18 protein-coding genes and 1 pseudogene are annotated in these 21373 nt (G+C 70.8%); 7 read left to right on the forward strand and 12 right to left on the reverse strand.

Going from position 1 to position 21373, the window contains the following annotated elements; genetic code table 11:
* Nucleotides 1–114: 114 nt before the first annotated feature.
* From ACTWQR_RS45510 to xylB, 5 genes are all read right to left on the reverse strand, one after another.
* Nucleotides 115–729, reverse strand: a complete 615-nt coding sequence (locus tag ACTWQR_RS45510) for an N-acetylmuramoyl-L-alanine amidase (RefSeq protein WP_443233194.1) — start codon at nucleotides 727–729, stop codon at nucleotides 115–117.
* Between the two features lie 129 nt (nucleotides 730–858).
* Nucleotides 859–1872, reverse strand: coding sequence for an acetamidase/formamidase family protein (locus ACTWQR_RS45515; RefSeq protein ID WP_443233195.1), 1014 nt, complete (start codon nucleotides 1870–1872; stop codon nucleotides 859–861).
* Nucleotides 1865–2212: a hypothetical protein gene (locus ACTWQR_RS45520; RefSeq protein ID WP_443233196.1), complete on the reverse strand. Its 348-nt coding sequence runs from the start codon at nucleotides 2210–2212 to the stop codon at nucleotides 1865–1867. The genes ACTWQR_RS45515 and ACTWQR_RS45520 overlap by 8 nt, the downstream gene beginning before the upstream one ends.
* 324 nt (nucleotides 2213–2536) lie before the next feature.
* The gene (locus tag ACTWQR_RS45525) at nucleotides 2537–3745 is read right to left on the reverse strand and encodes an ROK family protein (protein WP_443233197.1); all 1209 of its coding nucleotides are present in this window, start codon (nucleotides 3743–3745) and stop codon (nucleotides 2537–2539) included.
* A 121-nt stretch (nucleotides 3746–3866) separates the two neighbouring features.
* Nucleotides 3867–5312, reverse strand: coding sequence for a xylulokinase (gene xylB / locus ACTWQR_RS45530; RefSeq protein WP_443233198.1), 1446 nt, complete (start codon nucleotides 5310–5312; stop codon nucleotides 3867–3869).
* 190 nt (nucleotides 5313–5502) lie between these two features.
* Here xylB and xylA point away from each other — a divergent pair, with 190 nt between their 5' ends.
* Entirely contained in the window at nucleotides 5503–6669 is a 1167-nt protein-coding gene (gene xylA / locus ACTWQR_RS45535) for a xylose isomerase (RefSeq protein ID WP_443233199.1), read from the forward strand.
* A 367-nt stretch (nucleotides 6670–7036) separates the two neighbouring features.
* The gene (locus ACTWQR_RS45540) at nucleotides 7037–7651 is read left to right on the forward strand and encodes a hypothetical protein (RefSeq protein WP_443233200.1); all 615 of its coding nucleotides are present in this window, start codon (nucleotides 7037–7039) and stop codon (nucleotides 7649–7651) included.
* Between the two features lie 46 nt (nucleotides 7652–7697).
* Here the strand turns inward: ACTWQR_RS45540 and ACTWQR_RS45545 are convergent, their stop codons facing one another.
* The 3 genes from ACTWQR_RS45545 to ACTWQR_RS45555 all read right to left on the reverse strand — a co-directional run bounded on the left by ACTWQR_RS45545 (nucleotide 7698) and on the right by ACTWQR_RS45555 (nucleotide 13303).
* Nucleotides 7698–9038 carry an esterase-like activity of phytase family protein gene (locus ACTWQR_RS45545; RefSeq protein WP_443233201.1) on the reverse strand — a complete coding sequence of 447 codons (1341 nt, stop codon included), beginning with the start codon at nucleotides 9036–9038 and terminating at the stop codon, nucleotides 7698–7700.
* A 144-nt stretch (nucleotides 9039–9182) separates the two neighbouring features.
* On the reverse strand, nucleotides 9183–10451 hold the full coding sequence (locus tag ACTWQR_RS45550; protein ID WP_443233202.1) for an SWIM zinc finger family protein: 1269 nt from the start codon (nucleotides 10449–10451) through the stop codon (nucleotides 9183–9185).
* Nucleotides 10448–13303: a DEAD/DEAH box helicase gene (locus tag ACTWQR_RS45555; RefSeq protein ID WP_443233203.1), complete on the reverse strand. Its 2856-nt coding sequence runs from the start codon at nucleotides 13301–13303 to the stop codon at nucleotides 10448–10450. The genes ACTWQR_RS45550 and ACTWQR_RS45555 overlap by 4 nt, the downstream gene beginning before the upstream one ends.
* A 246-nt stretch (nucleotides 13304–13549) precedes the next feature.
* Here ACTWQR_RS45555 and ACTWQR_RS45560 point away from each other — a divergent pair, with 246 nt between their 5' ends.
* Nucleotides 13550–14587 carry a fatty acid desaturase family protein gene (locus ACTWQR_RS45560; RefSeq protein ID WP_443233204.1) on the forward strand — a complete coding sequence of 346 codons (1038 nt, stop codon included), beginning with the start codon at nucleotides 13550–13552 and terminating at the stop codon, nucleotides 14585–14587.
* A gap of 104 nt (nucleotides 14588–14691) precedes the next feature.
* On the forward strand, nucleotides 14692–14874 hold the full coding sequence (locus tag ACTWQR_RS45565) for a hypothetical protein (RefSeq protein WP_151475341.1): 183 nt from the start codon (nucleotides 14692–14694) through the stop codon (nucleotides 14872–14874).
* A gap of 260 nt (nucleotides 14875–15134) precedes the next feature.
* Here ACTWQR_RS45565 and ACTWQR_RS45570 read toward each other — a convergent pair whose 3' ends face one another.
* From ACTWQR_RS45570 to ACTWQR_RS45585, 4 genes and pseudogenes are all read right to left on the reverse strand, one after another.
* Nucleotides 15135–15992, reverse strand: coding sequence for a hypothetical protein (locus ACTWQR_RS45570; RefSeq protein ID WP_443233205.1), 858 nt, complete (start codon nucleotides 15990–15992; stop codon nucleotides 15135–15137).
* 191 nt (nucleotides 15993–16183) lie between these two features.
* Complete coding sequence (locus ACTWQR_RS45575) at nucleotides 16184–16501, reverse strand: hypothetical protein (RefSeq protein WP_443233206.1); 318 nt, start codon at nucleotides 16499–16501, stop codon at nucleotides 16184–16186.
* 116 nt (nucleotides 16502–16617) lie between these two features.
* A pseudogene (locus ACTWQR_RS45580) lies at nucleotides 16618–16759 on the reverse strand (PadR family transcriptional regulator); the annotation flags it as partial.
* A gap of 12 nt (nucleotides 16760–16771) precedes the next feature.
* On the reverse strand, nucleotides 16772–17371 hold the full coding sequence (locus ACTWQR_RS45585; RefSeq protein WP_443233207.1) for a class I SAM-dependent methyltransferase: 600 nt from the start codon (nucleotides 17369–17371) through the stop codon (nucleotides 16772–16774).
* A gap of 179 nt (nucleotides 17372–17550) precedes the next feature.
* Here ACTWQR_RS45585 and ACTWQR_RS45590 point away from each other — a divergent pair, with 179 nt between their 5' ends.
* The 3 genes from ACTWQR_RS45590 to ACTWQR_RS45600 all read left to right on the forward strand — a co-directional run bounded on the left by ACTWQR_RS45590 (nucleotide 17551) and on the right by ACTWQR_RS45600 (nucleotide 21364).
* The gene (locus ACTWQR_RS45590) at nucleotides 17551–18324 is read left to right on the forward strand and encodes an MHYT domain-containing protein (RefSeq protein ID WP_443233208.1); all 774 of its coding nucleotides are present in this window, start codon (nucleotides 17551–17553) and stop codon (nucleotides 18322–18324) included.
* Between the two features lie 62 nt (nucleotides 18325–18386).
* Nucleotides 18387–20930 (forward strand): sensor histidine kinase, encoded by a 2544-nt coding sequence (locus tag ACTWQR_RS45595; protein WP_443233209.1) that lies wholly within the window; start codon nucleotides 18387–18389, stop codon nucleotides 20928–20930.
* Complete coding sequence (locus ACTWQR_RS45600; RefSeq protein ID WP_443233210.1) at nucleotides 20927–21364, forward strand: roadblock/LC7 domain-containing protein; 438 nt, start codon at nucleotides 20927–20929, stop codon at nucleotides 21362–21364. Before ACTWQR_RS45595 ends, ACTWQR_RS45600 begins: the two co-directional genes overlap by 4 nt.
* The last annotated feature ends 9 nt before the right edge of the window (nucleotides 21365–21373 follow it).

A 21373-nucleotide genomic window follows, 5' to 3' on the forward strand; every position in this document is an offset into this window, starting at 1 on the left:
CGCACCGTCCGCGGCCGTCCCCTCGACGGCAAGCGACACGCCGCCCACCGTCTCGAGAGAGTGAGCCTTCTGGATCGTCATCAGGTGTCCCTTCTGGTGAAGTTCCCACCTAATTCATGACACTCCCTTCGGCCCCGGGTCCGTGTGGTCGGTGCCCGGTACTTCGTAGTGCGCGATGATGTGCGAGCGGTCCCTGGGGATCCCGTACTTGGCGCAGATCGCCGCGGTCAGCCGCGCCGACCCCTCGTACATGGCGCTGGTGAAGTACGCGGGCTTGTCCACCCAGCCCTCGTGCTCGATGCCGATGCCGCGCGTGTTGTAGGTCCAGTTGCCCGCGTGCCAGGCGATGTCGCGCTCGCGCACCATCTGTGCGACGTGGCCGTCGGCCGACCGGACGACGTAATGCGCGGAGACCTGCTTCTTCGGGTTCTGGAAGATGGCCAGGGTGTTCCGGTAGGTCGCCTGCGTCATGTGAATGATCACCAAGTCGACGGGGTGGCTCGTCGGGCGATTGGCCGCCGTGTAGTTGGCCGTGTTCGCCGGGAACCATTCCGCTTGCGGGTAGTCGAAGGCCTGGGGTTTCGCGCCGGCTCGGGTGCTCGGGAGTAACGCGGTGGAGAGCGTGGCGAGGGCCGCACTCTGGAGCAGGCGTCGCCTGCTGGGAAGGCTGGGCAGACCGGGAAGGGCTGCGGGCAGGAACTTGGGTCGGTCCAGCTTGGCTCGGTTCATCAGGAAGCGCCTCTCGGTGAGGGGTGGTGAGTGGTGTCGTGCTGCGGTGGAGCGGTGGAGAGGTGGAGAGGTGGAACGGTGGTGAATGAGTACGTGCGGGAGCGATGCCAGTGGCCACGGCGGTTTGGCTCAACGTCCCAGCGCCACCGCCGCTTCGCGCAACCGCGCGTGCAGCCCGCGGTGCGTCTCGCGCTCCGGCAGCCACTTCTTGCGGAGCTTGGCCACGCACGTGTAGTTGGTGTCGCATACGTTGGCGAGCGGCGACTCGACGGCCTGGGTCGCGAACTGGTAGGCGTCCAGCTCGCTGAACCCGTAGTCGCGCACCAGCCACTGCACCAGGTCGAGTTGGGATATCCGGAACGCGTCCTCCAAGGGACGTGCCGAACCGGTCGAGATGATGTGCGTGTCGGACTCGATGCGGGGCCACGGCGTGGCGATCCCCTTGAGCAACTCGACGATTACGACAGTGTTCATCGCACACTCGACGGCCACCCCGCAGGTCTCGCCTTCGCCCTGTCGAGCGTGCCCGTCACCGAGGCTCAGCTGCGCGCCTTCGACGTTCACTCCGAGGAAGCACGTGACACCGGCCCGCATCTCGGGCGTGTCCATGTTCCCGCCGTGCGCGTCCGGCACCAGAGCGGAGCGCACCTCCAGGTTGGCGGGCGCCACGCCCACAGTTCCGTGCATCGGGTCCATCGGCAGCTCGATCTGGATGTCGCTGTCGCGCGCGCTGAACAACGCGGTGCGGCGCGCCCGGTCGAGCTGCCAGATCCACACGGTCTCCGGCAACGGCGGCTGAAGTGTGGCCGTGGTGTGCGTGGAGGTAAGGGCCCCGAACAGCGGGACCGTTGTCGACGCCGCCCAGTCCCGTGCCGGTTCGATCGACACGAAGTGCACCGCGACCGTGTCGCCCGGCTCCGCGCCTTCCACATGGAACGGTCCCGTCTGCGGGTTGAGAAACGGAAACTCGCACACCTCTGACACCAGGTCCTTCTCCGACCGCACCCGCCCGGCGAAGCAGTCCTCTGTGTAAAGGTCGAGGACCGTGCCCGGCGCGATACGCGCCACGGGCGGCGCGCCGCCGAACGTCCACGCGTACTCGCCGGGTTCGGGCCGCACGGTCAGGATCCGCGGGTCACTCATGGTTGTGTAGCTCCGTTCTAGCGAAGGCTGGGGGAAGGGGTCTCGTCGAGGTGGACACGGCACGGGCTGTCTCGGCCATGCGCTCCGGATGGCGTCGCGACAGCATCACGAGCACCACGACCCCGGCCAGCATCAAGGCCCCGGCGATCGGACCCGCATACGGCACCGGCGCCGTCACTTCGGCCGAGTCCGCGGCGGACAGCTGCCGTGCCGGCTCGACCACGGACGATGCGGTGAGCAGGCATGCCACCAGCGCCATCAGCAGGGACAGCGGCAGGCTGCCGCCCGCGAAGACCGTGCTCGACGGAATGGACGCTGCACCCGCTGCGGCGGGCGCCATCGCAGTGATCCTCTGGAACAGGACCTCGCGCAGCTCGACTGCCTTGTGCCGTAGTCCTGGACCTGCGGTCTCCCCCGACATGTGAATCCCCCGATTCCCCGTGCTCGGACGCGCCTTCGTCTGCCCGATGGCAGCGTCTCGCGTGAATCACGGTACGGCTCTTGCCGGTTGGCGAGGAAGAGCGTGGCCTGGTCCGTGGAGAACCCCAGGACTGTGGACAACTCGGTCACTCGTAAGGGGGATTGAGGCGTGAGGATCCAGCGAGAAGAGCCCTGTGAAGAGCCGTGGGACGACCCACGCGGCCGGTAAGAGCGGGCCCGAGACCTATGCCCCGCCGCCCACCGCCGCCGGATCGTCCAGCACGGCTCGCACGACCGAGTGCGCCGCGCCCAGCAACGGGCCCTCTGGGCCGAGCCGGGAGACGGACACCGCGCAGGCGGGACCGGCCGTCCGCCGCGCCAACTCCCGTTCCAGCGATGGCAGTAGCCAGGGCGCTAGTCCGGACAGCGCCCCGCCCAGCACGACGACCTCCGGGTCCAGCAGGTTCACGGCACCGGTCAGCGCGATGCCCAGCGCGGTTCCGGCGTCGCGCAGGGCCCGCCGTACGTCCTTGTCACCCTGAGCGGCGCGCTCTGCCAGCAACCCGACGCGGTCCTCACCCAGTTCCAGGCCGGCCGCGCGCAGCACGGCCTCCTCGCCCGCGTACTGCTCCAGACAACCCCGTCCGCCGCAGGCACAGGCAGGACCCTCGGGACGTACCGGCACGTGCCCCAACTCTCCCGCGAACCCGCGCGTCCCCCGCAGGAGCCGCCCGTCCACGACCACCGCCCCGCCGATGCCGATCTCGGCGGAGACATGCAGGAAGTCGCGCGGAGCCTGCTCGTTGAGCCAGAGTTCGGCGAGACCACCGAAGTTCGCCTCGTTGTCGACCGTCAGCGGCAGTTCGCCCGGCAGCAGAGCGCCGAGATCCGTGTCGTGCCAGTCGAGGTTGGGGGCGCGCACCACGGTCCGGGCATCGCGCGCCACCAGGCCGGGTACGGCGACGGCGAGACCCGCGGGCCACAGGCCCGCACGGTCGGCCTCGGCGACGACCTGCCGTATCAGCTCGGTCAGTTCTCGCAGCACCGGCTCGGGCGACCGGCCGCGGTTGGTGCCGTGCCGCATCGCCCGCGCCCGCACCTCGCCGCGCAGATCGACCGCGCACACGGCGAGATGGTCGACGCCCACCTCCGCGCCGATCCCCGCGGGGCCGCGCCCGCTGAGGGCCAGCGCCGAACCGGGCCGCCCCACCCGCCCCGGCCGCTCGGGACCCAGTTCTTCGAGGAGTCCGGAACGGATCAGCTCGTCCACGAGGGTCGAGACGGCCGCCCGGGTCAGCCCGATGTGTGAGGCGACCGCGGCGCGGGACAGCGGTCCCTCGGCGTTCACGGTGTGCATCACCCGCGACAGGTTGCGGCGCCGCATGCCCTGTTGGGTGTCGGGCAGGCGACGGCCGGGACTGCTGGGATGGGCCTCGTGCAGGGGTGCGGTCATGCCTCCGTCAGTCCTCGTTCGGGCGGTGCCCCTCAGGGCTGTCCTGGCCAGTGTGCGCCGACGCCACAAGAGGCGGAGCGGAGGTCACTGACCAGTCTCTCATCGGGCGCTGATCAAACTCTTAGCGGTGATCTGCCTCTCGCTCCAGCAGCGGAGCGGCGTCGGAGAGTACCGCGGCGATCCGCGCGAGCGCCGCTTCGTCCCGCTCCACAGCATCAAGCACCGGCCCGCGTGCCGTGTCCCAGCGACGGGCCACCGCTGCCGGGTCCTCGCCGGTCAGCAGGCCCGCGGCCTGCGCGGCGGCGCCGAGCGCCACCAGCTCCTTGGCCTCGGGCACCTGAACGGGACGCCCCGACAGCCGTCGCACGGTCTGCTGCCAGGCTGTTCCGCGGGCGCCTCCGCCGATGAGCAGCAGCGGCGCAGAGCGGTCCGCGTCTTCGTCGAGCACCAGGTCGAGGGCGCCGAGCAGCGAGTGGACCGCGCCGTCGTACGCGGCCTGGAGCACCTGTCCGCGTGTCGTGTCGTGCCGCAGCCCGTGGAGCAGGCCCGAGGCGTGCGGCAGGTCCGGGGTGCGCTCGCCGTCCAAATAGGGGAGCAGCGTCACGCTCGTGCCCGGCTCGACAGCCTCGCGGTCGATGCCCAGCAGGGTGGCGACGCGGTCCACGGCGAGAGTGCAGTTGAGGGTGCAGGCCAGCGGCAGCCAGTCGCCACGCGCGTCGGCGAAGCCCGCGACCGTGCCGGTCGGGTCCGTGGGGCGCCGCGTCGAGACGGCGTACACCGTGCCCGACGTGCCGAGGCTGAGCACCGGGGTGCCTGAGAGCAGCCCGAGGCCCAGCGCGGCGGCGGCGTTGTCACCGGTGCCGGGGGCGACCAGCGTGCCCTTGGAGAAGGGCAGGCCATGGCGGTCACGGACGGTGCCCGCGACCTCGCCCGGCTGGACCACACGCGGCAGCAGAGCAGGGTCGAGCCCCACGTGCTCGAGGATCCCTGCGTCGTACGACTCGGTGCCGGACGCCCACCACCCCGTACCGGAGACATCGCCGCGGTCGGTCGTGCCTTGCCCGGTGAGGCGCTCGGTGAGGTAGTCGTGCGGCAGACGTACGGCTTTGGTCGCGCGGATGGCCTCCGGTTCGTTCTCGGCCAGCCAGGCCCACTTCGTGACTGTGAAGGAGGGGGCCGGGACGAGTCCGGTGCGCTCGGCCCAGACTTTCGCCCCACCCAGTTCCTCGGTGAGACGGCGGGCCTGCGGCGCCGAACGCACGTCGTTCCACAGCAGTGCCGGGCGTACGGGTTCGCCCTGTGAGTCCAGCGTGACAAGGCCGTGCTGTTGCCCCCCGATCGACACCGCGGCCGCTTCGCGCGCCGCGTCTCCGCACTGGTGCAGCGCCTCGCACAGTGCGTCCCACCACTGCCGTGGATCGCTTTCGCGACCCGCTCCGGAGGAGACGGTGTGCGGCGCCTGGCCGCTCGCCACCACCTCCCCGGTGGCCGCGTCCACGACCAGCGCCTTGGTGGACTGGGTGGACGTGTCCACGCCGACGACGAGCGGACCCTCGGCTGCTGACATCGGACTCTCCCTCTTCCGCGGCTCCGCGGGGTCTGACCTGGTCTTTTTGGGTGTCTGTCGGGGCCGACACGGCCCAGATTTCACCCGTTGCCTCTGTTCGGAGACATCTTGTCTCTTCCCAGAGATGCCTCCGCATACTAATTTGTTAAGTGCCATGACGAAATAGTCGGAGCAAACAAGGAGCCGCGGCATGAACTACCAGCCCACCCCCGAGGACAGGTTCACCTTCGGCTTGTGGACCGTCGGCTGGCAGGGACGGGACCCGTTCGGGGACGCCACCCGGGCCGCCCTGGACCCGGTCGAGTCGGTGCAGCGACTGGCGGAGCTCGGCGCCTACGGAGTGACCTTCCACGACGACGACCTGATCCCCTTCGGATCCTCGGACACCGAGCGCGAGTCGCACATCAAGCGCTTCCGGCAGGCCCTCGACACGACCGGCATGACCGTGCCGATGGCCACCACCAACCTCTTCACCCACCCGGTGTTCAAGGACGGCGCGTTCACCGCCAACGACCGCGACGTGCGCCGTTACGCCCTGCGCAAGACCATCCGCAACATCGACCTGGCGGTCGAGCTGGGCGCGCAGATCTACGTGGCCTGGGGCGGCCGTGAAGGCGCCGAGTCCGGCGCGGCCAAGGACGTACGCGTCGCCCTGGACCGTATGAAGGAGGCCTTCGACCTGCTCGGCGAGTACGTCACCGAGCAGGGCTACGACCTGCGGTTCGCGATCGAGCCGAAGCCCAACGAGCCGCGCGGCGACATCCTCCTGCCCACCGTCGGGCACGCGCTGGCGTTCATCGAGCGCCTTGAGCGGCCCGAGCTGTACGGCGTCAACCCGGAGGTGGGCCACGAGCAGATGGCCGGGCTGAACTTCCCGCACGGCATCGCCCAGGCGTTGTGGGCGGGCAAGCTCTTCCACATCGACCTCAACGGCCAGTCCGGCATCAAGTACGACCAGGACCTGCGCTTCGGCGCCGGCGACCTGCGGGCCGCGTTCTGGCTGGTCGACCTCCTGGAGACGGCCGGCTACGAAGGCCCCAAGCACTTCGACTTCAAGCCGCCGCGCACCGAGGACTACGCCGGCGTGTGGGCCTCGGCCGCCGGCTGCATGCGCAACTACCTGATCCTGCGCGATCGTACGGCGGCCTTCCGGGCCGACCCCGAGGTCCAGGACGCCCTGCGGGCCTCGCGCCTGGACGAACTGGCCCAGCCCACCGCCGCGGACGGCCTCCAGGCGCTGCTCGCGGACCGTACGGCCTTCGAGGGCTTCGACGCCGAGGCGGCCGCCGCGCGCGGGATGGCGTTCGAGCACCTGGACCAGCTGGCCATGGACCACCTGCTGGGCGCCCGGGGCTGATTCCGACTCCGGTGGGAGAGTCCTGCGCGGAAGGTCTCCGGAATCATGCGATCCACGCCATGAGTCCGTATCAACTTCCGCGCGGGGGTCGCATTGTGACCGGTTCGAGGCGACTCTTGACGGTATGGCCACGCCGCCCTTACCGCCCCAGCCTCCCCGGCCGCCGGACGACACACCGCCTCACGGCGGTGGCGGGTTCGGCCCGCCGCCCGGAGGCTTCGGACCTCCTCCCGGAGGTTACGAACCTCTTCCCGGGAGTTACGGGCCTCCTCCTGGAGGCAACGGCCCGCCATGGCAGGGAGGCGGTGGAGGCTGGCAGCCACCACCTCCTCCCGGACCGCCGGGCGGCCCGGGACGCCGCCGGAACATGCTCTTCATCCTGCTCGCAGTGCTCGTGGCGATCGGCGCGGTGGCCGCGGTGGTCCTGGTCGCCACCAGCGGTGACGGCTCGTCGGACAAGAACCCGCCCGCGGAGAGCAGCGCGACCACGGGTCGTCTGCCGACGCCGTCGCTGAGCATCCCGTCGGAGGTGCCCAGCCAACTGCCCTCCCTGCCCACCGATGTGCCGTCCAACCTGCCGAGCGATCTGCCCAGCGACCTGGACTCGTTGCTCCCGTCCCTCGCGGGCGACGAGGTGCCGTACTACATGCTGCGAACCGGTGACTGCTTCGACATCGACGACAGTCGGCCCGGCCAGGCCTCGAAGCGTTCGTGCCGCGCGGCACATGACGCCGAAGTCGTGAAGGTGGCCGAGTTGGAAGGCACCTACACGACCGATGCCGCCCTCAAGAAGGCGGCATCGGACCTCTGCGAGAAGCCCCTGGACACCAAGGCGGCCCGGCAGCCCGCCGGCACCGTGCGCGGCACCCTGGTGCAGTATCCGGATCCCTCAGGCTTCGAGATCGGCATAGACAACGTCGCCTGCAGCCTGGCCGCGGACGTCGGGGAGGGGAACCGCAAGCTCACCAAGCCGCTGAAGTGAGCCACGCGCGCGTAGTCGTGTGAAAACGCCGAACGGAGGCCGACGGTCAGATCCCGCGCGGCAGCCGTATGTACGTCACCGTGGTCTCGATACCGCTGTCCAACAAGCGTCCTTGTCCGTCGAACGCCTCCGGGCCGTCCGTCATGCCGAAGTCGTTGTCGTTGATGAGCGCGAGCGTGTCGTGGTCCACGCGCGCGACGCCCTCGATCTTCCCGGGCAGCCCCGACACCTGGCCGAGGTCGACGACCAGCCGCTTGCGCAGCACCGGAACACCCGAGGCAGCGGGGTCGTCGAGCTGCTCAAGGGACGGGGCCGTGGTGTCGTCGTCCCACTTGTCGCCGAGGATGTCCGCCTGTCCGCTCAGCTTCACCACCTGCAACCGGGCAGCCTTGTCGGTGCGCTCCTCGACGAGCAGCCGGTCGCGGCCGACGGCCACTACGGAGGAGATCTTCAGCTCAGCCGGGTCGTCCTCGCTGGGGTCGACCACGTTCACCGGGTCGAACCGGTACGCGTACTCGGCGGTGACGGCCCGCTTCTGCGGCGAGAAGCGCAACAGGCGCGTCGTCAGCGATGCCTCGCCCGCATCCGTGTCGGGTACCGACAGCGGGCTCTGTACGGCCATCACGAGATCCCCGCCCGGCAGTTGGGCGAGCCCTTCGAAACCGCGGTTGACCTTCCGGTGCAGCAGGATGGCGGGCAGTGCCTCGACGACCGGGTAGTCCGTGCCCTTCAGGTTCAGCCCCTCGGGTACGTACCGGGTGAGTACCTTCCCGCGCGCGGAGACGTGGATCAACGAGGGCCCGTACTCGTCCACGAGCCAGAAGCTGCCGTCCTCGGCTCGCACGACGCCCTCGGTGTCCACACCGTTCGGGTTGTACGAGAGCGGCGTCCGCGCGTCGTACGAGTACGGCGCCTCGTCGCGCCCCTCCTGGTTCGGCAGCCCGGTGACGGCCTTCCCGGAGGAGGTGGTGATCGGGATCGCGTCCAGCATCTTCACGGTGTCGCCGGACACCCGGATCTTCACGATCGCCGGGTCGAAACCGGGCACGGGGAACGTGCGGCGCTTCTTGCCGTCCACCTTGATCTGGCCGTTGGGCCCGCGGTCGGTGACTGTCCAGAACTCGCCCTTGCGGCCCGCCGGGTAGATGTCGCTGCCGATGCCACCGAGGTCCACACCCCGGTCGTCGTCCACCGTGCCAGGGAGCAGAGAGTTGCTGAACGTGCCGAGGGGGATGTCGGCGAGCGTCGCGGAACGCGTGACACGCGCGTCCCCCGAGGGCGCACCGACCGCGGTACCCGACACCGCCAGGGCGGCCAGCACGGCGAGCGGCAAGCCCGCGGCGACGGAACGGTGGACGCGGCGCTGACCGGCGGCATTCGGGGACATCGGGGCCTCCTGGGGCACAAGTTCAGTGACAGGGGCCAGATTTCGCCTCCTCGCCGAACGCCGTACGGCCGGTGGGTGAACGCCGAGCGTCCACCCCTCATCCGCTGGGCGGTGCCGCCGCTGTCCGCGCCCTTCAGCTCAGTGTCATTCCTGCCCTTCCGCCAGGCCGAGCGCCGTCGCCGGGTCCTGGGACGCCGGACCCGCGGGAACCCAGCGCCCCCGCTCCTTGCGGTACGGCCACCAGCGGCCGTCCGTCCCCAGACGCACCTGTGCCCGCCCGCCGACGACGGTCCAGCGGTTGCGGGACGCGCGCAGTGGCGGCCGCTCGTCCTCCTCCCAGGCCGACTCCAGAGCGGCACGCGCGCGCGTGAGCGTTTCCGCCTCCACCGCCCACTCCGCCTCCAGCACGTCGAGCGCGGGCACACCCCCGTAGTCCCAGGCGCGGACGGCGAGCGCCAGCCCTTCACGGTCCCGGCCCGACCCCTCCGCGAGCCGGGCGGCCACCGAAGCCTCCGGAACACCCGAGGCGAGCCGGACGGCGTCCTGCGAGAGCGTCAACTGGGCCTCGGCGGACTGCTGTTCGTGTCCGGTTCTGAGCGCCTCGGCGAGCAGGCGGTGCGCCTCGCGGGCGGCCTGCGTCGCCAAGAACTCCAGCGCGGCCGGATCGACCCCGGGCGCGGGATCGGTCTCCGTGTCCAGAGACGGCGGCAGTCCCGGCTCTGCGGGCACAGGAGGCGCGGGGGGCAGCGGCGGCAGGATGTCCCCGGCCGCGTACGCCTCGGCGGCGTCCACGCCCTCGTACGCCTGCTGCCGCGCGGGAGCAGCCTCGGTCCGAGGGACGCTGCGTCCTTGCAACTCGTCCAGCAGCTCGCGCTCGCCGCGACCGCGCATGAGGAGCAGCACGAACGGATCCTGGTCCAGCAGCCGTGCCACCTGGTAGCACAGCGCCGCGGTGTGACCGCAGTGGTCCCACGCGCCACAGCCGCACTCCGCCTCCAGATCCCCCAGGCCCGGCAGGAGTTCGACACCGGCGGCCGCCGCGTCCTCGACCAGATGCGGCGGCATCTCGCGGTCGAGCAGCGCCGCGATGTGCCCGGCCCGCTCGACGGCCATGCCCAGGAAGCGGTCCCACTGCCCCTCGGACAGTTCCTGGAGCAGGACGTCGGCGCGGTGCGAGGTGCGGTCGCGGTCCTGGACCACCGCGGTGATGCGCCCCGGACGCACCGACACGGCGCCCACGGCTCCCGCCCGCGCGAGCCCGCGGCCCGTCTTCACCTGCTCCGAGTCCAGCGCGGCGTCCTCCAGCGCCTTCAGCCAGGCCTGCCCCCACCACGTCTGTGCGAAGCCCCGCCCGTGCGCGGGCGGCAGGGCGGCGAAGGTGCGCTCCGGCGTGTTGTCGTACGGGTCGCTCATCGAGTGCCTCCTCGCAGTTCCACCAGGTTGGCCAGTTCGGAGTCGGTCAGTTCGGTGAGGGCCGACTCCCCGGAGCCGAGCACCGCGTCGGCCAGCGCCCGCTTGCGCAGCAGCATGTCCGCGATGCGGTCCTCGATCGTCCCCTCGGCGATCAGCCGGTGCACCTGCACCGGCCGGGTCTGGCCGATGCGGTACGCGCGGTCGGTGGCCTGCGCCTCGACGGCCGGGTTCCACCAGCGGTCGTAGTGCACGACGTGTTCGGCGCGTGTCAGATTCAGGCCCGTGCCCGCCGCCTTCAACGACAGCAAGAAGACGGGCACTTGGCCCTCCTGGAAGCGCTGCACCATGGCCTCACGCTTGGGGACGGGCGTACCTCCGTGCAGGAACTGCGAGTTCACGCCGCGCGTGCTCAGGTGCCGCTCGATGAGGCGGGCCATCCGCACGTACTGCGTGAAGACCAGAACGCATGCCCCCTCGGAGAGGATGGTGTCGAGCAACTCGTCCAGCAGCTCCAGCTTCCCGGAGCGCCCCGCGATCTTCGGCCTGTCCTCCTTGAGGAACTGCGCCGGGTGGTTGCAGATCTGCTTCAGCCCGGTGAGCAGCTTCACGATCAGCCCGCGCCGCGCCATGCTGTCGGCGCCCGAGATCTCCGCGAGGGTCTCGCGGACCACCGCCTCGTACAGACCCGCTTGCTCCTTGGTGAGTGAGACGGCTCGGTCGGTCTCGGTCTTCGGCGGCAGCTCGGGTGCGATGCCCGGGTCCGATTTGCGGCGGCGCAGCAGGAACGGCCGCACGAGCTGGGCGAGCCGCTCCGCCGCCCCCGGATCCTGCCCGCCCTCGACGGCCTGCGCGTACCGGGTGCGGAACGTGCCGAGCCTGCCCAGCAGCCCTGGTGTCGTCCAGTCGAGAATCGCCCACAGCTCGGAGAGGTTGTTCTCCACCGGAGTTCCGGTGAGCGCCACGCGTGCGCGTGCCCCGATCGTCCGCAACTGCCGGGCCGTGTCGGAGTACGGGTTCTTCACGTGCTGTGCCTCGTCGGCGACGACGATGCCCCACGAGGCTTCGGCCAGTCGCGGCGCGTCGAGCCGCATCGTTCCGTATGTCGTGAGCACGAACTCGCTGTCTGCCAGCCCCTCCAGGCTCCGTCGCGGGCCGTGGAAGCGGCGGACCGGAGTGCCCGGAGCGAACCTCTCGATCTCACGCTGCCAGTTGCCCATCAGCGACGTCGGACAGACGACCAGCGTGGGGCCCGCGGCCGACTCGTCGGTCTGCCGGTGCAGATGCAGGGCGATCAGCGTGATCGTCTTGCCCAGACCCATGTCGTCCGCGAGACAGCCGCCAAGCCCCAAGGAGGTCATCCGGGCCAGCCAGTTGAGTCCGCGCAGCTGGTAGTCGCGCAGTGTCGCGGTGAGCGCGGCGGGCTGCCCGACCGGCTCCTGCCCCTCCGGGTCCGAGAGCCGCTCCCGCAGCGTCGCCAGCCACCCCGTGGGCCGCACGTCCACCCGGCGGCCGTCGACCTCCGTGGAACCCGCCAGAGCGGCACTCAGCGCGTCGATGGGCGTGACCTTGCGGTCCTGCTGGTCACGGGCGCGGCGCACCTCCTGTGGGTCGACGAGCACCCATTGGTCACGCAGCCGCACCATGGGGCGGTTCGCCTCGGCGAGCCGGTCCAGCTCCTGTCGCGTCAGTTGCTGATCACCCAGCGCAAACCACCAGTTGAAGGCCAGCAGCGCGTCGGCGGACAGGAACGGCGGTGCGTCGGACGGCAGCTTGCCGGGGCCCCGCTCTTCGTCAGGCGGGCCGATGACCGCGCGGGCTGTCAGCTTGCGCGCCAGTTCCTTGGGCCAGCGCACCTCCACACCGGTGGCCGTGAGCCATCGGGCGCCCTCGCCGAGGAGTTCGGCGACCTCTTCGTCGGCGAGTTCGATCGAGTCGGGCGCGGTCGCCGAGAGCAGGGGAGTGAGCGGAGCCCAGGCCCGCGCGGCTCGGCGCAACGCGAGCAGCGCGTCCATCCGCGCGCGTGGACCGAAGGCGGGGCTCGATCCACTCCACACCTCGGCCGCGTCCGCAACCAGCGTCGGATCGCTGACGCTGTGCAGCTGCAGCACCGCACGGAACGGCAGCCGGGTCTCGTCCGACACGGCTGACGCGAGCCCCGGCACCTCGACCCGCAGCGAGATCCGTACGCCCGCGTCGTGCCCCGCTGCCACGTCGGCGGCCCACGGGCGCTGCTCGGGCACATGCCGCGGCTCCGAAGCGGCGAAGGCAGGACCACCCGCCGCGAGCGTCGCGGCGGGGGAGCGGGGCAGTGTGTCGGCGACCGCGTCGAGGAAGGCGCGCAGCAGCCACTCCGGGTCGGGCAGACACAGCGGCTCGACGTCGTCGACCGGCGCCGCGTGCGCCTCTGGCGGCATCGCGGCGGCCAGTTCGCGGATCCGCTCCAGATCCGCCGCCCCCAGGGGACCGGCACGCCACGCGTCGTGGTCAGCGGCGCTCAGACCGGGCAACAGCAGCCCCCGCGCGGCGAGCTGGAGCGCGAGAACGGCCGCCGCACCCCAGAACGCGGTCGTCCTGTGCGCCTGTGTGGCAGCGCGCGCACGCGTGAGGACTGGCAGAGCCGCCCGCACCGGCAACAGAACGGCCGGTACGCTCACCAGCTCGACGCCATCCTCAGCGGGCAGGACGACCGTCAGCTCCTCGACGGAGCCGGACCCGACGGCAGGGGGGCCTGAACCGTCGGGCAGCCAGAACGCGACGCTCCCCGTACGGGCCGGATCAGCAGGCACGAACACGGCGCAGCAGCGGGCCAGTTCGGAGATCTCGGAGGCGGTTGCCGCAGGAATCCTCTGCACAGCGATGATGCATTCCTCAAATTTGACTACTGGGGTTCAGGGTCGCCGAGGATACAGCACCCTGACCGCCTGGCGGGTTCGTCGGAGTCGTGACCCCGGTCACCTCGCCCTGGGGGTGTCGTCAGTGCCACCAGCCGACCGGGGGTCCTCCCTCCATGAACACGGGTGGTGGCGCCATGGTCGCGCAAGGTCACTGATCCGTACGTTTCTTCAGGTCAGCCCTTCGGCGAGAGACGGAGACCCACCATGCCCCAGACCGCTGCAGCCGTCGCGGAACACCCTCCAGGGGTATCAAGCGAGTTCACGCCACTCCTGCGGACCGTCAAGAGTCAGGGCCTCCTCGACCGCAGGCAAGGCTGGTACGCGATCACCATCGCGGTCAACGCACTGACCCTGGCCTGCATCGTCGCGGGCGTCGTCCTGATCGGCCACTCCTCGTGGGTGCTGCTCCTGGCCCCCCTGCTCGCCGTGCTGTCCGCCCGTACCGCCTTCATAGGCCACGACGCGGGCCACTCCCAGATCACCGGCAACCGGGCCGTGAGCCGCCTGATCGGGCTCATTCACGGCAATCTGCTGCTCGGGATGAGCTATTCATGGTGGAACCAGAAGCACAACCGCCACCACGCCAACCCCAATCACATCGACAAGGACCCCGATGTCGCCGCCGACGTCCTGGTCTTCACCAGCGAACAGGCCACGGGGCGCGTCGGCTTCCGGCGCTGGATCACACGCAACCAGGCCTGGCTCTTCTTCCCGCTCACTCTCCTCGAAGGCGTCGCGCTGAAGGTCCACGGCTTCCAGGATCTGCGTCGGCAGCCTCCCCGTGAGCGCGTGGTGGAGGCAATACTGCTGGTGGCGCATGTCGGCGCGTACGTGACGCTGCTGCTCACCTCCATGCCCCTCGGCACGGCCCTCGCCTTCGCCGCGCTCCATCAGGCGCTCTTCGGCCTGCACCTGGGCATGGCCTTCGCGCCGAACCACAAGGGCATGGAGATGCCCGACCCCCAGGGCGAGGGGTGGGGTCATCTGCGTCGCCAGGTGCTTACCTCCCGCAACATCCGCGGTAGCGCCGTGACCGACTGGTTCCTCGGTGGCCTCAACTACCAGGTGGAGCATCACCTGTTCCCGAGTATGCCCCGCCCTCATCTCCGACTGGCCCAGCCCCTGGTGCGCGCACACTGTCGAGAGTTGGGTATCCCATACATGGAGACGGGACTCGTAGACTCCTACCGTCAGGCCCTTCGGCACATGCACGAGGTCGGGGAGCCCCTCAGGGTCGAGTAGGGGTCGCGCTCAGGGTCGTATCAGGGGCATGGCCTGGAACCGCGGGGAGCACGGACCCGTTCTCAAGACAGAGAGCGGCAGTGGCCGCGAAGGAGGCGACGCACATGTCGAAGAACGCGAAGATCGCCGCAGGGGGTGTGGCGGCCGGCATCATCCTGCTCATCTGGCTGCCCTGGTGGGCCGCCCTCCTGATCGTCCTGGGAGTTCCGGCGGCAGCGTATCTGACGCTGGACCCCTCACAGCGGCGCAGGCTGCGCCGTGTCACGCGCAAGGAGATCGGTCGCTGAGGCTCCATCGATCCGGTCAGGTCCCTTTCAGAGCAGGGGAGTTGACCACGTCGCCGCTCGTGGGCCTGCCGACGGTACGGTCCGCGGGCGGCTGCACGCCCGCTCCAGCCATGCGCACGAGCCCGTGGAAAGCCGACCGGCAGCACGGGAGGCTCGCCTACGGCTGCTCCGGATCCGTGTCGTAGAGGCCATCGACATGCGCCCCGCCCCGACCGTGTGGGTAGCACGGGTTCGCCCCGGCCGTCCTGATCCCGCCGGATTCAGCTCGGGCGTACGGCCATCTTGTCCAGCGCCTCCAGCAGACCGGGCAGCTCGGGCCCACGACCGACCGGAAGAATCTCCCCGGGCTTCTCGTCGAGCAGCACGAAGGCGATGTCGTCGGTCCTGGCCACCATCGACCAGCCCGGCCCGTCGGCCCGTAGGGTGCGTGCGTCACCCGGTGCGAAGGAGGAGCGCACTCGGCCCAGGGGTGGTGGCGTGTCCACGTACGCGCGCACTTCCGCGAGCACGCGTCGGACGCTGCCGCGAGGCAGGCTCCCGGTGTCGTCGCCTTCATCGGAACCGTCACTCCGCGCCGCGTCCTCGGAGGACGCTTCAGCGTCCGGATCGACGAACTCCTCGTCGTTGATCTGCTCCCGCCAGGCCGCCCACTGGAGCGCGATCTCGTCGGCACCGAGCCGTCGCTGCGCCGGACCCCAGCCGGACGTGTCCGGCGGGGACAGCGGCGCCTGTTCCGCGATTTCGGGTGGGGGATCGTGCGGGGCCGGTACGCCGGGTGCCGCGACGGCGAGGGCGAGCGGCCACCCCGGGAGCGCCGCGACCATCGTGCGCTCGTCGGGCGACAGGTCGTACTCCATGCCGCAGTCCCAGGACGCGATGGCGACGGCGACCAGCGAGACGTCGTCGACGACGACCGTCCACCGCGCCCCGTCCCCGTCCTGGCCGAGCACCAGACCGTACCCGTCGGTCACCGGCACGAGACCGAGCGCCGAGCAGGCTTCCGGGTAGTCGTCGCCCAGCACGCTGGGGAACTGCGCCGGCGTCAGGAGCACCGCCGTCAGCACATACAGTGCGTCGTCGTCCCCGGTGGCGACGGCCTCATCGTCCGTCCCGGCCATCCCAGCCTCCCCATCGCTACATCTGTCGGCGCACCCTAATGCGCTCCCGCGGCGGTTGTCACGGGTCCGGAACGCGCACGGAGCTGCGGTTATCCCCCTGGACAGGGGCGAAACGACCACCTATCGGGGTCCGGGTCCGCAATCCGGCACGCCGCTGACCTGCCGGCGGGTACGAACGGCTCGTGCCGAGGTCAGGCGACGGGCAGGCCGAGGAGCGTCCGCGCCACCGCCGTGGGCGACTCGTCGCGCTCCCGTGCGAGAGCGATGACGGCCCGACACGCCAGCTCGTTGACCCCGAACGACAGCGCCTCCGGCGACACCCAGGCCGCGGCCTCGTCGATCCCGTCCTGGTCGTCCTCCGCGCATGCCGACACATAGGCCGCGGCCGCCTCGAACAGGTTGTGAGTGCGCTTCACCGGACGACGATCCGTCGGACGATGTTTCTCCTGAGGCCCGACCGGTCGCGGGCGTGAAAAGAACTTCCAGAGTCTGGCCAACAAACCGGACATCACGGCCACCTTCCCCCTGCGCGGTTGCCATTGCTGATCGTTCGCCTGCTGTACTCAACGTAGTGTTGAAGCTTCGACATCAGAAGAGGGACGGTGTCGTGAAGCGTCAATGGCCGCCCGTCGAGGGAGGCGATCGTGGACCGCAGCCAGGCGAAGTCGGCCCTGCTCGCGGCGCGCGATGCCGAGGACCCCGCGACGGAAGGGATTGTCCAACTCCTCGGCCCGCAGCGGGCGATCACCTTCGTAGAAGAAGCTCGCGGCCACGCGGCCTCAGCCCAGACGCTCGGCCAGCGCGAGAAACCGGGCGTCCTCGTCCACGTAGGCCGTCATGCGCCAGCCGGAGCCGGACAGCAGCGGGCGGAGGTTGGCCTCCGCGCGCAGGTCTGCCGGCGTGATCTGCCGACCCTGGCGCGCCGCGAGGGCGGCCCGGCCGATCGGGTGGAAGAGCGCCAGCGTCCCGCCGGGCCGCACGACTCGTGCCAACTCCCGTAGGTTTTCAGCGGGATTTCGGAGATGGGCGATGAGTCCGGCCGCGAAGACGGCGTCGAGGGACTCCGCACGCAGGGGCAGCCCCGCCACATCGGCGAGCAGCAGCTGTCCCAGCCGGTCCCGGCCCGCCCGTACGGCAGCCTTCAGCATGGCCGGGGTCAGGTCCGCGCCGAGAACCACCCCGGAGGGCCCCACGGCGTCTCTGAGGGGCGGCAGGGCCCGTCCCGTGCCGCAGCCCGCGTCGAGCACGCGGTCGCCCGTCCGCAGCCCGAGTTCGGCAACCGCCGCCGCGTACGCAGGATCGTCGTCGGGGAACCGGTCGTCCCAGTCGGCCGCGCGGGCCGTGAAGAACTCCTGGACATGCGTGTGGTCGTCGCTCATGCACAGCATGATCTCGCACCGGCGGCGAGCAGACATGATCGAACGCCGCCGCGAAACGCGAGGCGGTGCACATGTTCGAGCGTGACGCGATCGTTCAGGTGCATCGCTACGCCATATTCCAACAGCTTTCGAAATGCGCCCCCTTCACGCCCCCTGGCCGGGACTAGCGTCCCGGAGCCATGGGACACCTGGACCACGCCACCTTCGGCTGGCTGACCCCCGTACTGTCGTACGCGATGGCCTGTATCGGCGCCGCCCTCGGGCTGCGCTGCACGGTCCGCGCGCTGGCCACCTCGGGACGATCACGCCGCAACTGGCTTCTCACCGCGGCCTCCGCGATCGGCACGGGCATCTGGACGATGCACTTCGTGGCGATGCTCGGCTTCAGCGTGAGCGGCACCGACATCCGCTACGACGTGCCGCTGACCATCGTCAGCCTGGTCGTCGCCATGGTTGTCGTCGGCGCGGGCGTCTTCGCCGTGGGCTACGGCCGCGACCGTGGCCGCGCGCTCTTCCTCGGCGGGCTCACCACCGGGCTGGGCGTCGCGAGCATGCACTACCTGGGCATGGCCGCGCTGCGGCTGCACGGCGACGTGGACTACGACCCGGTGCTCGTCGGGATCTCCGTCGTGATCGCCGTGATCGCGGCGACCGCGGCTCTGTGGGCGGCGCTGAACATCAAGTCGCCGATCGCGGTCGCCGTCGCATCCCTCGTCATGGGCGTGGCGGTGAGCAGCATGCACTACACCGGGATGATCGCGGTCAAAGTGCAGGTCTCTCCTTCCGGCGAGGCACTGCCCGGGGCCACGGCGATGCAGTTCATCTTCCCCCTCGCCGTCGGCCTCGGGTCCTATCTCTTCCTGACAGCGGCGTTCGTCGCGCTGTCCCCGACGGCCGGGGAGCGTGAGGCTTCCGAGTCGGCCCAGCGGCCCGTCGAGAGCGTCGCCCGATAGTGGTGGGCCCGGACCGGCGACCCGGCAGGAGCATCCCCCGAACCACCCCGAGCGAGGAGGCCATGCGTACACCCCGTAAGACCCCTGTGAACGGCTCCCAGCCGCCGACGACCCCGGTCCGAGGCCGCCGGGCGCACGCCGGACCGCCGGCCGAAGAGAACTCGGGCCCAGAAGTATCCGCGGGCACGGTGCAACGTGACGCGCCCACGCGCGAGGCAGGTTGGAGTCTGCGCCCCCGTACCGTGCGGGCGAAGATCGTCTGCCTGTTGATGGTGCCCGTCGGTTCCTTGCTCGCCCTCTGGGCATACGCCACCGTCACCACAGCCCAGGACGTCTCGCGGCTGCGGCAGCTGCAACGCGTGGACTCCCAGGTGCGCGCCCCGGTCGCAGCGGCCGTCGCCGCGCTCCAGGAAGAACGCGCGGCAGCCGTGCGCTACGCGACCAAACCCGCCGCCGACCAGGAGAGCGACCTCAAAAAGCTGGCGGAGCGCACCGACCGGGCGGTGGCGAAGCTACGACTCGGGGATCGCAACACCGTCGCCGACAGCGAAGAGCTCCCCTCAGGAGTGGCCGGGCGCCTCGAAACCTTCGTCGCCGGAGCTGAACAGCTGCGCTCCCTGCGAACCGCGGTACTCGATCGGCGGACCGGCTGGGACGAGGCGTACGGGCGGTACACCAAGACCATTTCGACGGCCTTCGGAGTGGGCGGCGCGCTCACCGGCATTCAGGACGCCGAAATCGGATCCGACGCGCGCGTGCTGCTCGAGTTCTCCCGCGCGGGAGAAGCCCTGGCACAGGAGGACGCGGTGCTGGCCGGCGCCCGACTCGCCGGCACCCTCGACGGGCCGCGGCTGCGGATGTTCACCGGCGCCGTCGACACGCGCAGGCTGCTCACCGAATCCGCCGTCGCCGACCTGCGCGGGCCCGAACGAGCCGCCTGGCAGGACCTCGCGGAGGGGAGCGCGTACGCCGACGTACGCGCCGTCGAGGACAAGGTGCTCGTGACCCGGCCCGGCGGCAAGGCATTGGACGCCGCGCCCGAGGTGAGCTGGAACGCCGCGCACGCGCGCGTGCAGGACGACATGCGGACGATCGAGGCGGACGCCGGCCGCGGTGTCGCGAACCGGGCCGACCCGTTCCGGCGCGGCCTGCTCTCACCGGCCGGTGTCGCGGTCCTCCTGGGACTCGTCGCCGTGGCCACGTCACTCGTGATCTCCGTGCGCATCGGTCGCGGCCTCGTCATCGAGCTGGTGAGCCTGCGCAACAGCGCCCTGGAGATCGCCCGGCACAAACTCCCGCACGCCATGCGGAAGCTGCGCGCCGGGGAGGAGATCGACATCCGTGCCGAGGCTCCGTCCGGGCCTCCCGCGGAGGACGAGACCGGGCAGGTCGTGGAAGCCCTGGGCACCGTGCACCGCGCCGCCCTGCGCGCCGCGGTCGAGCGCGCGGAACTGGCCAGTGGCATCTCCGGAGTCTTCGTCAACCTCGCCCGCCGCAGTCAGGTCCTCGTCCACCGCCAACTGAGCCTGCTGGACAACATGGAGCGCCGGTCCGACGACCCGAACGAGCTCAGCGACCTCTTCCGGCTCGACCACCTCACCACGCGCATGCGGCGCCACGCGGAGAGTCTGATCATCCTCTCCGGAGCCGCCCCGGGCCGGGCTTGGCGCATGCCGGTCTCCCTGACGAACGTGGTCCGCGCGGCCGTCTCCGAAGTCGAGGACTACGCGCGCGTGGAGGTGCGACAACTCCCCGAGACATCGGTCATCGGAGCCGCGGTCGCCGACCTCACGCACCTCCTGGCCGAAATCGTCGAGAACGCCGCCCAGTTCTCGCCGCCTCACACCAGGGTGCGGATCACCGGCGAGCCGGTCGGCAACGGCTACGCCGTGGAGATCGAGGACCGGGGACTCGGCATGGGCAAGGAGACTCTCGCCGAAGCCAACCGCCGCATCGAGCAGTCCGAGGCACTCGACCTGTTCGACAGCGACCGGCTGGGTCTCTTCGTGGTGAGCAGACTCGCCGCGCGGCACGGCATCAAGGTGCACCTGCGGACCTCGCCCTACGGAGGCACCACCGCGGTCGTCCTGCTGCCCACGGCACTGCTGCACACCGGTGCGGAGGAACGTTCCAGTGCCCGCCGCGCGGAGGCGGAACGGCCTCCGGAACGCGCGTACGCGCGCGTGCCCGGTCCCGCGGCGAAGAGGGACTCCGTAGAGGCACAGAACGAGCGGCCCGCGCTGGTGCCCCCCATACCGGCCACCGCGGAAGCCGCCACGGACGGCTCGTACGACGGCCGGCCGCCCGCCGTCACCACCCTGCGCCTGCACCGCCCCGAGGACGACGCCGATGCCGAGGAATCCGACGGTCTCCCACGGCGCGTACGACAGGCCAGCCTCGCTCCGCAGCTGCGCGAAGAACGCCCCGAAGAGCCCACAGAAGCCACCGGCCGCCGGGACGACGAAGAGCGCACCCCAGAAGTGGTACGGGACCGCATGGCAGCGTACCGCGCCGGATGGGCCCGCGGTGGCGGCCGTACACCCGGCCTCGGCGCCACCCCCGGCCCCGCAGCGGGCAGCGACAGCAGCGAAGGAGACCCCGCATGATCCAGGACCCGGGCATGGGGACCGCAAAGCGGACCGGCGAACTCGACTGGCTGCTGGACGACTTGGTGCTGCACGTCGACGAAGTGCGGCATGCCGTGGTGCTGTCCAACGACGGCCTCGCGGTGGGTGCCTCCAGCGACCTCAGGCGTGAGGACGCGGAGCATCTCGCCGCGGTCGCCTCCGGCTTCCACAGCCTGGCCAAAGGCGCCGGCCGCCACTTCGGTGCCGGCGGCGTACGCCAGACCATGGTGGAGATGGACGACGGCTTCCTGTTCGTGGCGGCCGCTGGCGACGGCTCCTGCCTCGCCGTCCTCAGCGCCGTGACAGCCGACATCGGACTGGTCGCCTACGAGATGGCACGCCTGGTCAAACGGGTGGGCGAGCACCTCCATTCGGCGCCGCGCGTCGCCGCGCGGCCGCCCGCGGCCGGGTGAGCGAGGAGG

The organism is Streptomyces sp. 2A115 (assembly GCF_052245575.1).
In the GTDB taxonomy this organism is placed as follows: Bacteria; Actinomycetota; Actinomycetes; order Streptomycetales; family Streptomycetaceae; genus Streptomyces.

Excerpts from the sequence above, each read along its gene's own strand:
- ACTWQR_RS45510 (WP_443233194.1), bottom strand. The coding sequence starts at position 729 with ATGAACCGAGCCAAGCTGGACCGACCCAAGTTCCTGCCCGCAGCCCTT.
- ACTWQR_RS45560 (WP_443233204.1), top strand. The coding sequence starts at position 13,550 with ATGCCCCAGACCGCTGCAGCCGTCGCGGAACACCCTCCAGGGGTATCA.
- ACTWQR_RS45565 (WP_151475341.1), top strand. The coding sequence starts at position 14,692 with ATGTCGAAGAACGCGAAGATCGCCGCAGGGGGTGTGGCGGCCGGCATC.
- ACTWQR_RS45515 (WP_443233195.1), bottom strand. The coding sequence starts at position 1,872 with ATGAGTGACCCGCGGATCCTGACCGTGCGGCCCGAACCCGGCGAGTAC.
- ACTWQR_RS45550 (WP_443233202.1), bottom strand. The coding sequence starts at position 10,451 with ATGAGCGACCCGTACGACAACACGCCGGAGCGCACCTTCGCCGCCCTG.
- ACTWQR_RS45595 (WP_443233209.1), top strand. The coding sequence starts at position 18,387 with ATGCGTACACCCCGTAAGACCCCTGTGAACGGCTCCCAGCCGCCGACG.
- ACTWQR_RS45520 (WP_443233196.1), bottom strand. The coding sequence starts at position 2,212 with ATGGCGCCCGCCGCAGCGGGTGCAGCGTCCATTCCGTCGAGCACGGTC.
- ACTWQR_RS45590 (WP_443233208.1), top strand. The coding sequence starts at position 17,551 with ATGGGACACCTGGACCACGCCACCTTCGGCTGGCTGACCCCCGTACTG.
- xylA (WP_443233199.1), top strand. The coding sequence starts at position 5,503 with ATGAACTACCAGCCCACCCCCGAGGACAGGTTCACCTTCGGCTTGTGG.
- ACTWQR_RS45600 (WP_443233210.1), top strand. The coding sequence starts at position 20,927 with ATGATCCAGGACCCGGGCATGGGGACCGCAAAGCGGACCGGCGAACTC.
- ACTWQR_RS45570 (WP_443233205.1), bottom strand. The coding sequence starts at position 15,992 with ATGGCCGGGACGGACGATGAGGCCGTCGCCACCGGGGACGACGACGCA.
- ACTWQR_RS45575 (WP_443233206.1), bottom strand. The coding sequence starts at position 16,501 with ATGTCCGGTTTGTTGGCCAGACTCTGGAAGTTCTTTTCACGCCCGCGA.
- ACTWQR_RS45525 (WP_443233197.1), bottom strand. The coding sequence starts at position 3,745 with ATGACCGCACCCCTGCACGAGGCCCATCCCAGCAGTCCCGGCCGTCGC.
- xylB (WP_443233198.1), bottom strand. The coding sequence starts at position 5,312 with ATGTCAGCAGCCGAGGGTCCGCTCGTCGTCGGCGTGGACACGTCCACC.
- ACTWQR_RS45540 (WP_443233200.1), top strand. The coding sequence starts at position 7,037 with ATGCTCTTCATCCTGCTCGCAGTGCTCGTGGCGATCGGCGCGGTGGCC.
- ACTWQR_RS45585 (WP_443233207.1), bottom strand. The coding sequence starts at position 17,371 with ATGAGCGACGACCACACGCATGTCCAGGAGTTCTTCACGGCCCGCGCG.
- ACTWQR_RS45545 (WP_443233201.1), bottom strand. The coding sequence starts at position 9,038 with ATGTCCCCGAATGCCGCCGGTCAGCGCCGCGTCCACCGTTCCGTCGCC.